Annotated in this window: 12 protein-coding genes; 5 read left to right on the top strand and 7 right to left on the bottom strand. The window is 51.6% G+C overall.

Going from position 1 to position 15,474, the window contains the following annotated elements:
• The first annotated feature begins 1 nt into the window (after position 1).
• The 3 genes from qseG to glnB all read left to right on the top strand — a co-directional run bounded on the left by qseG (position 2) and on the right by glnB (position 2,483).
• The gene (qseG, locus tag WB237_RS00175) at positions 2-730 is read left to right on the top strand and encodes a two-component system QseEF-associated lipoprotein QseG (RefSeq protein ID WP_336209293.1); all 729 of its coding nucleotides are present in this window, start codon (positions 2-4) and stop codon (positions 728-730) included.
• Positions 727-2,064 carry a two-component system response regulator GlrR gene (gene glrR, locus WB237_RS00180; protein ID WP_028016071.1) on the top strand — a complete coding sequence of 446 codons (1,338 nt, stop codon included), beginning with the start codon at positions 727-729 and terminating at the stop codon, positions 2,062-2,064. The genes qseG and glrR overlap by 4 nt, the downstream gene beginning before the upstream one ends.
• An 80-nt stretch (positions 2,065-2,144) precedes the next feature.
• The gene (gene glnB, locus WB237_RS00185) at positions 2,145-2,483 is read left to right on the top strand and encodes a nitrogen regulatory protein P-II (protein WP_003860685.1); all 339 of its coding nucleotides are present in this window, start codon (positions 2,145-2,147) and stop codon (positions 2,481-2,483) included.
• Positions 2,484-2,524: 41 nt separating this feature from the next.
• On the opposite strand, the gene WB237_RS00190 is transcribed toward glnB, so the two are convergent.
• From WB237_RS00190 to hmpA, 5 genes are all read right to left on the bottom strand, one after another.
• On the bottom strand, positions 2,525-3,991 hold the full coding sequence (locus tag WB237_RS00190) for a POT-type proton-dependent oligopeptide transporter (protein ID WP_336209295.1): 1,467 nt from the start codon (positions 3,989-3,991) through the stop codon (positions 2,525-2,527).
• 54 nt (positions 3,992-4,045) lie between these two features.
• Complete coding sequence (cadA, locus tag WB237_RS00195) at positions 4,046-6,187, bottom strand: lysine decarboxylase CadA (protein ID WP_049005975.1); 2,142 nt, start codon at positions 6,185-6,187, stop codon at positions 4,046-4,048.
• A gap of 76 nt (positions 6,188-6,263) precedes the next feature.
• Positions 6,264-7,598 carry a cadaverine/lysine antiporter gene (gene cadB, locus WB237_RS00200; RefSeq protein ID WP_336209298.1) on the bottom strand — a complete coding sequence of 445 codons (1,335 nt, stop codon included), beginning with the start codon at positions 7,596-7,598 and terminating at the stop codon, positions 6,264-6,266.
• Between the two features lie 340 nt (positions 7,599-7,938).
• Positions 7,939-9,480, bottom strand: coding sequence for a lysine decarboxylation/transport transcriptional activator CadC (gene cadC / locus WB237_RS00205; protein WP_336209300.1), 1,542 nt, complete (start codon positions 9,478-9,480; stop codon positions 7,939-7,941).
• A 147-nt stretch (positions 9,481-9,627) separates the two neighbouring features.
• Complete coding sequence (hmpA, locus tag WB237_RS00210; protein ID WP_336209301.1) at positions 9,628-10,818, bottom strand: NO-inducible flavohemoprotein; 1,191 nt, start codon at positions 10,816-10,818, stop codon at positions 9,628-9,630.
• A gap of 304 nt (positions 10,819-11,122) precedes the next feature.
• Between hmpA and glyA the strand changes: the two genes are divergently transcribed.
• Entirely contained in the window at positions 11,123-12,376 is a 1,254-nt protein-coding gene (gene glyA / locus WB237_RS00215) for a serine hydroxymethyltransferase (RefSeq protein ID WP_336209303.1), read from the top strand.
• A gap of 54 nt (positions 12,377-12,430) precedes the next feature.
• On the opposite strand, the gene WB237_RS00220 is transcribed toward glyA, so the two are convergent.
• The gene (locus WB237_RS00220) at positions 12,431-12,853 is read right to left on the bottom strand and encodes a DoxX family protein (protein ID WP_336209305.1); all 423 of its coding nucleotides are present in this window, start codon (positions 12,851-12,853) and stop codon (positions 12,431-12,433) included.
• A 172-nt stretch (positions 12,854-13,025) separates the two neighbouring features.
• Here WB237_RS00220 and WB237_RS00225 point away from each other — a divergent pair, with 172 nt between their 5' ends.
• Positions 13,026-14,165 (top strand): 3-phenylpropionate MFS transporter, encoded by a 1,140-nt coding sequence (locus tag WB237_RS00225; RefSeq protein ID WP_336209307.1) that lies wholly within the window; start codon positions 13,026-13,028, stop codon positions 14,163-14,165.
• On the opposite strand, the gene csiE is transcribed toward WB237_RS00225, so the two are convergent.
• Positions 14,166-15,443, bottom strand: a complete 1,278-nt coding sequence (csiE, locus tag WB237_RS00230; RefSeq protein ID WP_336209309.1) for a stationary phase inducible protein CsiE — start codon at positions 15,441-15,443, stop codon at positions 14,166-14,168.
• Positions 15,444-15,474 lie beyond the last annotated feature (31 nt).

The following is a 15,474-nucleotide window of genomic DNA, read 5'->3' on the forward strand; positions in this document are numbered from 1 at the left end:
CATGAATCTATGTCTGGTGAGTATGTCACACGTCTTTTTCCGCGCCGTACGCGCGGTGTTTTCCCGCAACACGCTTCGCCTGAGCCTGCCTTGTTTATTCCTGGCTGGGTGTGTTTCCTATGTACCACAAAGTGCGATTAGCGATAAACAAGAAGATAAATGGCCAGATAACCAACTGGCAGATTTTCTTTCAACCCGCTGTGACGACATCTGGAACCTGTCAGGCCATGACGTTGAAAGCAACCCACTGTTCTGGCTACGTGGAATAGATTGCGCCCAGCGTCTGGCACCGGTAGAGGCTCGTTCGAAGGCGGCGATGCTGGATGACGACACCTGGCAGGACGCTTTCAAGCGCGGGATTTTACTGGCAGATGCGAAAATTACCCCCGTTGAACGCCGCGCCAACGTGACCCGGCTGGACACGTTTGTGGTCAACCTTCCGGTCCAGGTTCGCCCGGTATACCAGCTCTGGCGTGATGGGCAGACATTACAACTGCAACTGTCTGAAGAACGCTCCCGCTACAGCAAGTTGCAGCAGTCCACTGACAACGAACTTGATACGCTACGACAACAGCAGCAACATTTGCGTACGCAACTGGATACTACGACACGTAAGCTGGAGAACCTGACCGATATCGAAAGACAGCTTTCGTCGCGTAAATATCAGCCAGGGAGTTCATCTGCTGCACCGGACAGCGATACGCCGAAACAAGAGGATGTGAAGCCATGACCAGCCGAAAACCTGCCCATCTCTTACTGGTGGATGACGATCCCGGGCTGTTAAAGCTGCTGGGCATGCGTCTGGTGAGTGAAGGCTACAGCGTGGTAACCGCTGAGAGCGGGCAGGAGGGGCTGAGAATTCTCAGCCGCGAGAAGATTGATCTGGTGATAAGCGACCTGCGGATGGACGAAATGGACGGCCTGCAGCTGTTCGCGGAGATCCAGAAGCAGCAGCCGGGTATGCCTGTGATTATTCTCACGGCACACGGGTCGATCCCGGATGCGGTTGCCGCGACACAACAGGGGGTGTTCAGCTTCCTGACCAAGCCGGTAGACAAAGATGCGCTGTATAAGGCAATCGACAGCGCGCTGGAACATGCTGCCCCATCGAATGATGAAGCGTGGCGGGAGTCTATCGTCACCCGCAGCCCCATTATGCTGCGTTTGCTCGAACAAGCCCGGATGGTGGCGCAATCTGACGTCAGCGTGCTCATTAACGGCCAGAGCGGTACCGGGAAAGAGATCCTCGCGCAGGCGATTCACAATGCCAGCCCGCGCAGCAAAAATGCTTTTATTGCGATTAACTGCGGCGCACTCCCGGAACAGCTGCTCGAATCTGAACTGTTTGGGCATGCCCGCGGCGCTTTCACTGGTGCGGTAAGCAGCCGGGAAGGGTTATTCCAGGCAGCGGAAGGCGGCACGCTTTTCCTGGATGAGATTGGGGACATGCCTGCGCCGCTGCAGGTTAAATTACTGCGTGTGTTGCAGGAGCGAAAAGTTCGCCCGCTGGGCAGCAACCGCGATATAGATATTAATGTGCGTATTATTTCGGCGACACACCGCGATTTACCGAAGGTGATGGCCCGCAACGAGTTTCGCGAAGATCTCTACTACCGTTTGAACGTGGTGAACCTGAAGATCCCAGCGCTGGCCGAACGTGCGGAAGACATTCCGTTGCTGGCGAACCATCTTTTACGCCAGGCTGCCGATCGCCATAAACCGTTCGTTCGTGCCTTTTCCACCGATGCGATGAAACGGCTGATGGCCGCAAGCTGGCCGGGTAACGTGCGTCAACTGGTGAACGTGATTGAGCAGTGCGTCGCGCTGACCTCATCACCGGTTATCAGCGACGCGCTGGTAGAGCAGGCACTCGAAGGGGAAAACACGGCATTGCCGACGTTTGCCGAAGCGCGGAATCAGTTCGAACTGAACTATTTGCGTAAGCTGCTGCAAATTACCAAAGGCAACGTGACCCACGCGGCGCGAATGGCGGGGCGTAACCGTACCGAATTCTACAAGTTACTGTCGCGGCACGAGCTGGAAGCGAACGATTTTAAAGAGTAGTACCGCAAAATTCGCTTGAATATGATACTGTGAGCAACCGATTACGAAGCAGCTTACAGGCAAGAGTTTAAGGACCCACCATGAAAAAGATCGATGCGATTATTAAACCTTTCAAACTGGATGATGTACGTGAAGCGCTGGCGGAAGTTGGCATCACCGGGATGACCGTGACGGAAGTGAAAGGTTTTGGTCGTCAAAAGGGCCACACCGAGCTTTACCGTGGCGCAGAGTACATGGTGGACTTTCTGCCGAAAGTGAAAATTGAAATCGTGGTGAGCGACGACATCGTGGATACCTGTGTGGATACCATCATTCGCACGGCGCAGACGGGCAAAATCGGCGACGGCAAAATCTTCGTCTTTGACGTGGCGCGCGTGATCCGTATCCGTACCGGCGAAGAAGACGACGCGGCGATTTGATGGTATTCCTTCGCTGCCATTCCCTGGCGGCGAAGGTGCTTTTAATCGTGCTCTGTTTCCGGCAAGGTGAGTGGGGAAGGGGTAAAACATCTTCTCAAACCAACGAATGTCACGATCAGTACCACGCAGCCTAGCGTCCACCCGCTCATTTGAGAGAAAAAGTGGGCATAGGCAGCAATCGCCGTATCGTTAATCTGTGGCTCTGTCGTTTGTTGCGCCACGCGTCCTGCCAGCCAGTTGGCGACTGCGCCTGTCGCCAGCATATAAATCCCCGTTAACAAACCTGTGATGCCCGGTAGATTCAGACGGGTGATTTGCGCCATCGCTACCGGGTCGATAAACAGTTCGGCGAAACCCATTAGCGCCAGTCCGGCGATCATCATCCCCATTGAGACCTGTCCGTTTAACCCGCCATGATGTGCATTCAGCGCCAGTAACATAAAACCAACGCTCATTAACAACAGACCTAATGCGAACTTCAGCCATACGCGTAGCGCTGAGCGTATTTTCCCTTCCGGACGCGCTAGCCAGGAAAGGGTAATACCTGCTGCCATTACTGCAATGGCATTAACTGACTGAAACAGTGCCGTTGGTACCTCAATATTAAGCAGCTGTCGGTTAACAAAGCGGTCGATAAACAGGCTGATAGTACTGCCACCCTGCTGTGCCAGCACCCAGAACAGCGTCCCTGTCATCATCAGTACCGCGATTTGCCACAGTGCGCGGCGATGCTCAGGAAATCTCATCATAATGTGCGCCACCATTATCACAGCAAACGCGCACACGGCGACCAGTAGATAACCAGAGCCATTATTCTCCAGTAACAGGGTAAAAAAGAGGGGCGCGATGCACAGCATTATCAGCAGCCAGCCCCAGATCGGGAGGAGATACTTTTTGCTGCGTAATGCCTGTTTATTGACGCCGCGCGTATGGTGGAAGTGGTGATGCCCGCTGAGGAAAATCAGCAAACCTGCAAACATGCCGATCCCGGCCAGCGCAAAGCCAATATGCCAGCCGTACCATTGCGCCGCCAGTCCACAGGCAATCGGCGCAGCAATGGAGCCAATGTTCCCTGCGGCATATAACAGCGAAAATCCGCCATCACGACGTGGATCGTCATGGGCATAAAGTTCTCCCAACAGACAACTGATATTGGATTTAAACAGACCGTAACCACATATGATTATCGCCAGTGCAACGTACAGAGTGCGGGTTGAGTCAGATTCGATACCTAACACCACATGGCCGAACGTCATCAGCAATGCACCGGTAATAATGGCTGTGCGGTTGCCAAGCAGGCGGTCAGCCAGCCAGCCGCCGAGAATAGGGGTGACGTAGACCAAAGATGCGTAAGCGCTAAAGAGTGTGATGGCGTGGCTATCGTCGAAACCAAGCTGATGGGTGAGGTAGAGGATAAGCAGAGCACGCATGCCGTAAAAGCTGAAATATTCCCAGATTTGAATCGCCACGATGTAATAAATCGCGCGCGGTTGTGAGGGTGTTTTCATGTTATCTCCTTGCGGCGTGAAAAAGGGAAGTGGCAAGCCACTTCCCTTTAGTCTTTATTTATCGTTTTTCAGTACCTTAACGGTATAACGACCATCCGCCTGGCGATATGCACCATGGATGTCGGTTTCAAAGCCTGGATAGTGAGCACCTATTTCGCACAGCATTTGCAGGAATTCCAGCACTGGACGGCTCTCTTCCGTGATCATCTCACCAGGCATAACCAGCGGTACTCCTGGAGGATATGGCAGGATCATATTGGCGTTGACGCGGCCCACCATCTCACTGAGATAGACCTCTTCCGTCTCACCATGCAGCTCTTTCTGGAACGCGGCATACGGCGTTATCACCATTTTTGGCAGCACTTCAAATGCGCGGAACATCAGATCCGGCAGATTATGATGCTCAACGAGTTTATGAATGTTCTGTGCAAGCTCCTGAATGCGCATGCTTTCGTAGAACTCAGGATTCTCACGATAGAGCGATGGCAGCATGTTTTTCACGCGCAGATTGAGATCGAAAGCGCGTTTGAAATCGGTGAGTGCGCGGAGCAGACTCAGGGCTTTCGTTTTATCAATACCGATGCTGAACAGGAACAGCAGGTTATACGGACCCGTTTTCTCAACCACGATGCCTTGTTCATCAAGGTATTTCGCGATGATACTGGCAGGAATACCGAAGTCGTCCATGGTGCCATCTTTCTTCATCCCCGGTGTCAAAATGGTGACTTTAATCGGGTCGAGATACATATGCTCGTTATCAATGTTCTTGAAACCGTGCCATGCACTATCGGAACGCAGAGGCCAGCATTCAGGCTCATCAATGTGTTCCGGCTGCCATACATCGAAGAACCAGCCTTCAGATTCGCCTTTCAGACGTTTAATCTCTTTGCGGAATTTCACTGCGCGCTGAATAGAACCGTCGATCAGACGCTTACCGGCATTACCTTTCATCATCGCCGCAGCGGTTTCAGTGGATGCCACAATCCCATAGTGCGGAGAGGTTGTCGTGTGCATCATGTAAGCTTCGTTGAAGGTCTCTTCGTTTACGTCGCCTTTTACATGAATCATCGAAGCCTGAGAAAACGCCGCCAGCAGTTTGTGCGTGGACTGAGTTTCATAAATTACTTTACCTTCCACACGACCGCCGCTCATCCCACTTTTACCCGCGTAAATAGGGGAGAAATTGGTATAAGGTACCCAGGCCGAGTCAAAGTGGATGGATTTTACATCCAGCGTTTTCTTGATGTAGTCGGTGTTGTAGAGCAGACCATCGTAGGTGGAATTGGTTATAACGGCGTGCACTGGCCAGGTCGCGTTTGGTGTCTCTTTTACGCGTTTGGCAATGGTTGCATGCTGAAGTTCGCTCTGCGGGATCCCGCCGAGAATACCGTATGCGTTACGGGTTGGTCGGAAATAGATCGGCGTAATATCGCTCATCATCATCAGATGCGTCAGCGATTTATGACAGTTTCGATCGATCAGTACAGTGCTGCCAGCAGGTGCTGAGTACATGCCGACAATTTTGTTCGCTGTGGATGTACCGTTGGTCACCATGTAGCTGCGCTCAGCGTTGAATACACGAGCGATATACTCTTCTGCCTCTTTGTGTGGGCCGCTATGGTCAAGCAGTGAACCGAGTTCGGATACGGAAATCGAGATGTCAGATTTCATGGTATTAGGGCCAAAGAAGTCGTAGAAAAGACTCCCTACCGGGCTTTTCTGGAAGGCGGTGCCGCCCATGTGGCCAGGTGTACAGAACGTATATTTCCCTTCGCGAACATATTTGAACAGCGCTTTGGTCAGCGGCGGCAAAATCGTGTCGATATATTCATCTGTGTTCTGTTTGATTTTGGCGGCGATATCGTCAGCGGCACCGAGAGCATACTCAAAGAAACGTACTTTCATACGCAGATCGTTGAGGCTAACGTCGAGCGTGGAGTATGAATTAGCGAATGCATACAGCGGCATATATTCGTTCATTTTGCTGATGTCTTCGCACAGCTCGAGATTGTATTTATCCCAGTCGAAAATAACGCCGCACAGACGCGCATTGTTCTCAATGAGTTTCAGTAAGTCTTCGCGGTCATTTGGGTAAACAATACGGAAATCCAGACGCTCAAGTGCGCGGTGGAGCTCACGGATAGGTTCTTCTTTAAAGTAAACGCCCATGTGATTCATGATAGCGATAACATTCATAGTCTTATCTCCAGGTGTAGAAAACCCCTCCCGTCACGGTGTGACAGGTGTCAGGAAGGGCTATAAGAAAGGGGGATTAAAGTGCGTCGGCAGTGGTGCTTTCGGCTTCGTTGTTATGTTGGCGCTGGTACATTTTGCGACCATAGAACATCAGAATGACGAGGCTGACGATAAAGGTGCCAGACAGTTCGAAGGAGTTGGCCCCCATCAGTGCGATGAAGCAGAACGCGCAGCCCAGAATGGAGCAGACCAGGCTTGCCAGGTTGCGAACGTTAACGCCTTCGAAGCGAATCAGGTCAACGCAGGAGTAGAAATATGGCAGCATGGTCAGCAGTACTGCGATACCCGTCAGTTCGCCGAACAGGTCTGAGGCTTTACCGCCGCTTGAGTTCATCACGGTGATGAGAACCATCAGTACGGTCATTTTCAGCGCTGCCAGCAGCAGGCCTTTTTTCGGGATGCCATTGGTATCAACTTCGCCGTAAATTTTCGGGAAGTTACCATCGTTAGCGGCGCGAACCCCGGCCTGGCCTACCAGCATCATCCAGGAGCCCAGTGAGGTCAGGCAGGCGAAGGCGGTGAAGGCAGATACTATCGGTGCAGCCCAGTTACCCATGATGGTTGAGGCACTGATAGCGAATGGTGCACCAGAAGCGGCCATTTCAGAGGCCGGATACATACCAGAAATCACCTGTGTTGCCGCGATATAGACAATACCGGCCAGAGCGGTACCCAACATGGTTGCCAGAGGCACTGTGCGTTTAGGGTTTTTCACCATCCCGGTGCTTACCGCAGCGGATTCAACCCCAACGAATGCCCACAGGCAGAGCAGGATACTTTTGATCACCGCATGAGGGTCGGTAGTGGTAGAGGTGTTCCAGTTTGCCTGATAGATGGCAACATCAAACCAGTGCCATCCCGCAATCGCAGTCACTACCACCGGGATCAGCACCAGTACCAGACCGATAGTCGTCAGGCGGCTCACCCAGGTCCCACCAAGCATATTCACAAAGGTAAACAGCCAGACAATTGCAATACAGGCAATACCTGCCGGAACAGGATTATTTAATGCCGGGAAGAATGTGGAAAGATAAGAGACAGCGGTAATACCAATTGCCAGATTACCAATCCAGTTTGCGTGGTAATAAAGCACACCGGTCTGGAAACCGAAAGCGGGAGATAATTCCCCGGCATAAGCAATTGGGCCACCTTGTTGAGGGTTTTTGGTGGCCAGGCGGGCGTAGACATATGCCAGAGACATTGCCCCAATAATGGAAATGACCCATCCCCAAATTGCAATGCCACCGATGCTGGCAAGGTTTGCGGGTAATAAAGCAATACCGCTTCCCATCATATTACCGGCGACGACACCGGTGCAGGCAAATAGGCCTATCTTTTTGGCTGAACTCATGTTCGTTTCTCCTGAATTTTATTTTGGAGGTGCGGACCGTTGTTTAAGGCTCAAAATGATCCGACCGACTGACCGCAAGGTTACGGATGCGAACAGGAGAAGTCCTAAAGATAAAGTGAAATAAAAGACAACTTCAAAAAAATGATACCCTGAGATTTTTTCGTTAACATATCAGGATAAAAATTTTATGTCAGGAAAAGATAAATAATGATATCTGACAGGGGGTTGATGATATTTTTATTACGGTGGAGATTGTTGCCTGGAGGTAACAATTAACACCTCCTGGCAACATTTTTACTACTTACTGAATAAATTCATTAACGCATTCAGAGGGCGCTTTCTACTCTTGTGCAAGAAACGTTTTTAAATAAGGGGCCGCTTTTTTAATGGAAGTCTGGAAAACGCCATTCTCAATCCAGTAAAGAGTGTTTTCACCCGGTCTTAAGTTAAATGCTGTAATATAAGCATCAGCCGCCAGACGATTATCACCCTTCATCTCATAGATCTTTCCCAGTAAAACATAATTTAGCCAGGACATTTCGAGTTCAATGCTTTTGTTAATGTTCCTGTATGCATTGTCAATATCACCTTTACTTAATCCATTGATAGTCTGTATTTGATACCACGTTGCTGATTCCTCAATCCCGGGAAGTTGCGCGATTTTACTCAGCTCATTATTCAGCGCGGTAAGTTGAGGTTCATTGAACTGCTGCTGTGAATGTCGTAGTACATCCACCAGTACTTTTTCCAGCAGCGCATTGATAAAGTCAGGTGCGTCTTTTGCGACGACGCTGAGTAACTCGCTGGCTTTATTTAATGACACGACATCACCTTCCATAATCAACTGGTCAGCCTGGTAGTACTGCGCCAACGACAGGCTTTGCGAATTGCGGAACTGGGCAAGTTGTGCCTGCATACGAGGTGGCCAGGGCTGCGTCAACACGGCGGAGAGACTGTGGAGGAGATCTTCCTGTACTGATAACAGTGTGTTGTCGGTAATAAAGTAGCGCTTGTCCAGCATGACAGAGCTGTCTGCATTATCGACCAGCAATACAGACATAAAACATTGCTGTGCCCGGTAATGGCGTTGATTAACGAATTTGATGGTGAGTGTTTTCCCGGAGCTACTGGGTTCTGTCACGTTGTAGTTGGTTTTGTCATGCACCATAAAGGTGGAATATGTGTTCAGTGACGAGGTAATCAGGTTTCCCAGGCCGATAGCGTAGGACTGTTGAGAAGACCACTTATTGCAAGAGATACCGCGCTCAAAACGTACATCTATATCGCGTGGATTGAGTAGCAGACGTGTTTTGGTCACCGGTGGGTGAGAATTGATAAGCGACATGATAACCAGCGCAATCAACGCACCAAGTGACAACAGAAACAGTAGCCAGGTCCAGAAGGAGGCAACACGATTTCGCCGGTCGACTTTTTTTCGCGCCTGTCTGAATGAGGGAGCGGACGCTGTTTCCGTTTCAGGAAGCGTATTGACCTGTCCGGCAGGCGTCGTTTCTGGTGAGGCTAAAAGCGTGGATGGCCCACTGTCGGCGCTTTCTTCAGTCATCCAGACCACCGGCGCGGTGAGCTTGTAGCCCCTCTTTGGCACAGTGGTGATGTATTCTGGACTCTGTTCATCACCGTCTTTCAGCCATTTACGGAGTTCTGAAATGCTCTGGGTAACCACATGACTGGTGACAATATTGCGCATCCAGATGTTATCAATGATTTCATCCCGGCTCAGGACTTCATCAGGATGACTGGCGAAATACACCAAAAGATCAATTAAGCGTGGTTCAAGCGTCAGTTGGCGACCTTGCCGACTAATTTGATTTATGGACGGCGTAACTCGCCACTCGCCAACGCGTACAACAGGTTGTTGCATAAAAAAGCGTCCCCAGGCGGAAAAGGGAAAAGAAAAATCATAACATGAATGACAAACTCATTATTGATAAGCCACAAGACTCAATGTTGAAGATGAAAGAAAAAAAGGATGCCGCTAAATACAGCATCCTGAGAGGAATTGGTCGGTTTACAGCACTTTATGAGGCCCGAAGCATTCGTAATGAATGTTTTCAGATTTGATCCCCAGCGTAACTAACTGTCTGGCGGCAAACTGCATAAATGCGACTGGGCCGCAGAGCCAGAATTGCATCTCTGGATTGCTGAACAGGCTCTCGTGTTTACTCAAATCCATCAAGCCCTCGCTGTCGAATCGCGCATTCTGACGGTCATCTTCATCAGGCTGGCGATACCAGGTATGCGCGGTAAAGCGTGGCAGGGTCGCCCCCAGCGTTTTTACTTCATCCGAAAAGGCATGCACATCACCGTTCTCGGCGGCGTGGAACCAGTTTACCTGTGCGGTGTGGGTTGCTTTCGCCAGCGTATCGAGCATCGCCAGCATTGGCGTTTGGCCGACACCCGCAGAGATCAGCGTGACAGGGGTATGCGTTTCAACGGCCATAAAGAAATCACCAGCAGGTGCGGCCAGATGTACCACGTCACCCACGCGGGCTTCGTTGTGCAACCAGTTTGAAACCTGACCGCCTTCTTCACGTTTCACTGCGATACGGTAACGTTTACCGTCAGGTTTGCGGGTCAGGGAGTACTGGCGGATCTCCTGATGCGGGAAACCTTCAGGCTTCAGCCAGATGCCCAGATACTGTCCTGGCTGATAATCAGCTACCGGCTGACCGTCAACCGGTTCAAATTCAAAGCTGGTAATAAGCTGGCTGCGCGGCGTTTTCTCAACGATACGGAACGCGCGCGTACCTCCCCAGCCACCGTTCTTACTGGCGTTTTCGCTGTAGATTTGCGCTTCACGGTTGATGAATACGTTTGCCAGCACGCCGTAGGCTTTACCCCACGCGTCCAGTACCTCCTGACCCGGACTGAACATTTCGTCCAGGGTCGCTAACAGATGGCCGCCAACGATGTTGTACTGCTCCGGTTTGATCTGGAAGCTGGTATGTTTCTGCGCGATTTTTTCCACTGCAGGCAGTAGCGCTGCCAGGTTTTCAATATTACTGGCGTAGGCCGCGATAGCATTGAACAGGGCTTCGCGCTGATCGCCGTTACGCTGGTTGCTCATGTTGAAAATCTCTTTGAGCTCCGGGTTGTGCGTGAACATACGATCGTAGAAATGGGCAGTGAGTTTAGGGCCGGTTTCTACAAGCAGGGGAATAGTAGCTTTTACAGTAGCGATGGTTTGATCGTCGAGCATGAGCGCGTCCTTCTGATGTCATTTTAATGATGTATTTTAAATGCATCTTATAAAAAATACCCCTTCGTTGTAAATGGTTCTTTGCAACATGAAAAATATGCATCACAAACCTGAAAAGAAATCGGTTGAAAATGTCGAGAGCTTTGTTCCTCAAACCCTTGCGTGGCGTGAAGGAAAACGTTTGCGTAAAATCGTTTGTCAAGACCTGTTATCACAGAACTATTCAGTTATACTGTTGCCCGTCGTCCAACAGGACTGCCTTTTCAGGCCAAAATTTACTTGTTAGCTGAGTCAGGAGATGCGGATGTTAAAGCGTGAAATGAACATTGCCGATTATGATGCCGAACTGTGGCAGGCTATGGAGCAGGAAAAAGTACGTCAGGAAGAGCACATCGAACTGATCGCCTCCGAAAACTACACCAGCCCGCGCGTAATGCAGGCACAGGGCTCTCAGCTGACCAACAAATATGCTGAAGGTTATCCGGGTAAGCGTTACTACGGTGGTTGCGAATACGTTGATATCGTTGAACAACTGGCTATTGACCGTGCGAAAGAGCTTTTTGGTGCTGACTACGCTAACGTGCAGCCGCACTCTGGCTCTCAGGCTAACTTCGCGGTCTACACCGCGCTGCTGCAACCGGGTGATACCGTTCTGGGTATGAACCTGGCGCAGGGCGGCCACCTGACTCACGGCTCCCCGGTTAACTTCTCCGGCAAACTGTACAACATCATTCCTTACGGTATTGATGAGTCCGGTAAAATTGACTACGAAGACATGGCGAAGCAGGCGCAGACCCATAAACCGAAAATGATCATCGGCGGTTTCTCTGCTTACTCCGGTATCGTTGACTGGGCAAAAATGCGTGAAATCGCAGACAGCATCGGTGCTTACCTGTTCGTAGACATGGCGCACGTTGCGGGTCTGATTGCCGCAGGCGTTTACCCGAACCCGGTACCACACGCTCACGTTGTGACCACCACCACCCACAAAACCCTGGCGGGTCCTCGCGGTGGCCTGATCCTGGCGAAAGGCGGTGATGAAGAGCTGTACAAAAAACTGAACTCTGCTGTGTTCCCAAGCGCGCAGGGCGGCCCTCTGATGCACGTTATCGCGGCAAAAGCGGTGGCGCTGAAAGAAGCGATGGAGCCAGAGTTCAAGGTTTACCAGCAGCAGGTTGCCAAAAACGCCAAAGCGATGGTGGAAGTGTTCCTGAACCGTGGCTACAAAGTGGTCTCCGGTGGTACTGAAAACCACCTGTTCCTGCTGGATCTGGTTAATAAAAACCTGACCGGTAAAGAAGCTGACGCTGCCCTGGGCCGCGCCAACATCACCGTGAACAAAAACAGCGTACCAAACGATCCGAAGAGCCCGTTTGTGACCTCCGGTATCCGTATCGGTTCTCCAGCAGTGACTCGCCGTGGCTTTAAAGAAGCGGAAGTAAAAGAGCTGGCTGGCTGGATGTGTGATGTTCTGGACAATATCAATGACGAAGCGGTTATCGAGCGCGTTAAAGGTAAAGTTCTGGATATCTGCGCACGCTTCCCGGTATACGCATAATTCCTCTGCTTTGCAGAAATAAAAAAGGCCGCGCTTGCGGCCTTTTTTTATGGCTCAACGCCGGTCAAGGGAAATCGCGCCAGGCCCGACTATCGCCAGCAGAATAAAGGCACCAGCAATACTGACATTCTTGTAGAAGTTAATCATATTCGGTACGACCGCATCACCGGTCATATCCCAGTAGTGATGGCCTATTACCGCGGTTCCCAGAGTGTAAAACACAAACAGGATGGCGAGAGGACGGGTGAAAAAACCCAGTACGATCAGAATAGCGGCGGGCACTTCCATTACCACCGCAATAATGGCCGCCAGCATGGGCATCGGTGTACCCAGCGAGGTCATATATTGCACGGTGCCGCTAAACCCTGTGAGTTTCGGATAGCCAAAAATAATAAACAGTACAACAAGTGCGATGCGGCCAATCAACAGCAACAGGTGACGCGACTGACCGAAATCGAAATAACGAAGTGAGTTCATGGCAGAAAACCTCTGCAAGTGGAGTAATTTAAACGTAATACACATTTTCATTCCCTGCCATAAACCAGATGACTGCACATTATGTTAATTTTTCGTTAATTTATAGCAGGCTATCGACTTGCTTAATTTTTATATTCTCGCCAGACTATGGCCTCGATTTCGGGAGGGATTCATGGTCTTGCATTCCACGCGCTGGCTGGCGCTCAGTTATTTCACCTATTTCTTTAGCTACGGCATTTTTCTGCCTTTCTGGAGCGTCTGGCTTAAGGGCATTGGCCTGACCCCCGAGACCATTGGTGTCCTGCTAGGAGCCGGGCTGGTGGCGCGTTTCCTCGGCAGCCTGCTGATTGCCCCGCGCGTTAGCGATCCCTCCTTACTGATCAAGGCGCTGCGCATTCTTGCTCTGTTGACGCTGGTCTTTGTCGCCTGCTTCTGGGTCAGCCACCAGTTTGCCTGGCTGATGGTAGTGATGGTCGGCTTCAACCTGTTCTTTTCACCGCTGGTACCGCTGACGGATGCCCTGGCGAACACCTGGCAAAAGCAGATCACCATGGACTATGGCCGCGTGCGCCTGTGGGGCTCAATTGCTTTTGTGATTGGCTCTGCGCTGGTGGGTAAACTGGTCAGTCTCTATGATTACCGCGCGATCCTGGCTCTGTTGAGTATCGGGATTGCCTCGATGTTGTTGGGCATGCTGCTGCGACCGTCGGTGATGCCGCAAGGGGAGAGCCGCCATCAGGAGAGCGCGGGCTGGCCTGCCTGGCGGAGCCTGGTTGCACAAAGCTGGCGTTTTCTGGCGTGCGTGTGTCTGCTCCAGGGGGCGCATGCGGCGTATTATGGTTTCAGTGCCATCTACTGGCAGGGGGCGGGATATTCTGCTTCAGCCGTTGGCTATCTGTGGTCGCTGGGGGTAGTGGCCGAAGTCGTTATTTTCGCTCTGAGCAAAAAGCTGTTCCGTCGCTTTGGCGCGCGCGACCTGCTGCTGCTTTCCGCCCTGTGCGGTGTAGTGCGCTGGGGCATTATGGGCTGGACGACAGAACTGCCGTGGCTGATTGTGGCGCAAATTCTCCACTGCGGTACCTTCACCGTGTGCCATCTGGCGGCGATGCGCTATATCTCGGCGCGTGAGGGAGGGGACGTGATTCGTCTGCAGGCGGTTTATTCCGCAGTTGCGATGGGCGGCAGTATTGCGATCATGACGGTCTTCGCCGGTTTCCTCTACCAGCATCTGGGGCATGACGTCTTCTGGGTAATGGCGCTGGTTGCTTTACCCGCGATAATCGTTCGTCCTAAAGTGACCGCTCGCGCCTGACTATGATTCCAGCATGGCGCGAATATGTTCTTGCTGCTGTGTGTTTAGTGCTTCAACGGCATGGATCAACGGCGGCGAGAATAACGGCAGAGCAGTAGGATAGGGGGTGATAACCAGCGCGGCTTCGCGAGGTGCCCCCTCTTTCTGGAAAGTCTGCAACGCCAGATAGCGAATATTGAGCGGCAGCAGCGTCAACTCACGAAGTTGCTCCTCAATCAGATCTTCACAGGCTTTATCTTCCCCCGTCAGCAGAATGACCTGTTTTTCGTGTAGATCGGTCTCCTGCATCAGCCAGGCGCCGAAAATCACCGCGACCAGGCTCATCTCCTCATCGGAAAAACGTAGTCCAAATTCTGCCTCCAGCTCAAACAGCGCCTCTTTGGTGGTGCGTAAAAGTCGGGGGTAGAGACGATGGATCTCCTCCGGCAGGCTGTTGTCGATGCCGATCTCAAACAGCGAGCGGTCCAGTGCCTGAGCAAGATGGATATAAAGCTGATCGGTCAGGCCTTGCTCATCGCTGAAATTCATTCCGGTTTGTGAACGAAAACGAGCAATCATACGCACAATGGCGCGGCGTAAACGCTGATCCTGCTGGTGTTTATCAAGTGCGGGATCGGGCGTACGGAGCATCATAAACAACAGTGCCAGAAACAGTTGTTCATCCCCGTGAGCGCCTTGGGGGACCCTTCGTTTCCAGTGACGCACGATCTCCTGCGCCGTAAAATACTCCCCTCTCGACTGGGTCCAACTGCGCTGAACGTGGGAAAACTGCGGCGTGTTCCCCAACTGGTGCTGGATTAGGCAATATTGCAAATAGAGCTGTAAAAACTGGACATCGCGGCATTCAAACTGGCGCTGTAGCTTCCGCGAGCAGAAGTTGATCAGCGCCCGCAGGTTAGCATCGTCATAAAGCGGGCGGGCAATGCCATGCTGTTTAAGTGCGGTTTTTAATGCAGGGGTAAACTGGTGCGAAACAAACTGTGGACACAGCCGCAGAGCCCTGCGCAGCCAGTGCAGCAGGCATAAACGCTTATTCAGGGCTGTACCTTCAATCCGGTAGCTGCCGTCATGGTGCGTGACGATATCAAGCCGGTGATAGCGCTGGATTTCATCGCGCGTCTCGGCTATATCTTGCCGTGCCATAGCGTCGTCCACGCCATTAGCAGCGATTATGCTCTGTGCGGTGACGACAGCATCGGGCAGGTAGAGCATCAAAAGCACCTGGCAGCGGCGCTGCGAACTGGAAAGCACAGATGGAATTTCAAGCGTCGGCATCATCTGTCGGGTATCCAGTGTGAATGTTTGATAA

This window comes from Enterobacter sp. P82, from assembly GCF_037053385.1.
In the GTDB taxonomy this organism is placed as follows: domain Bacteria; phylum Pseudomonadota; class Gammaproteobacteria; order Enterobacterales; family Enterobacteriaceae; genus Enterobacter.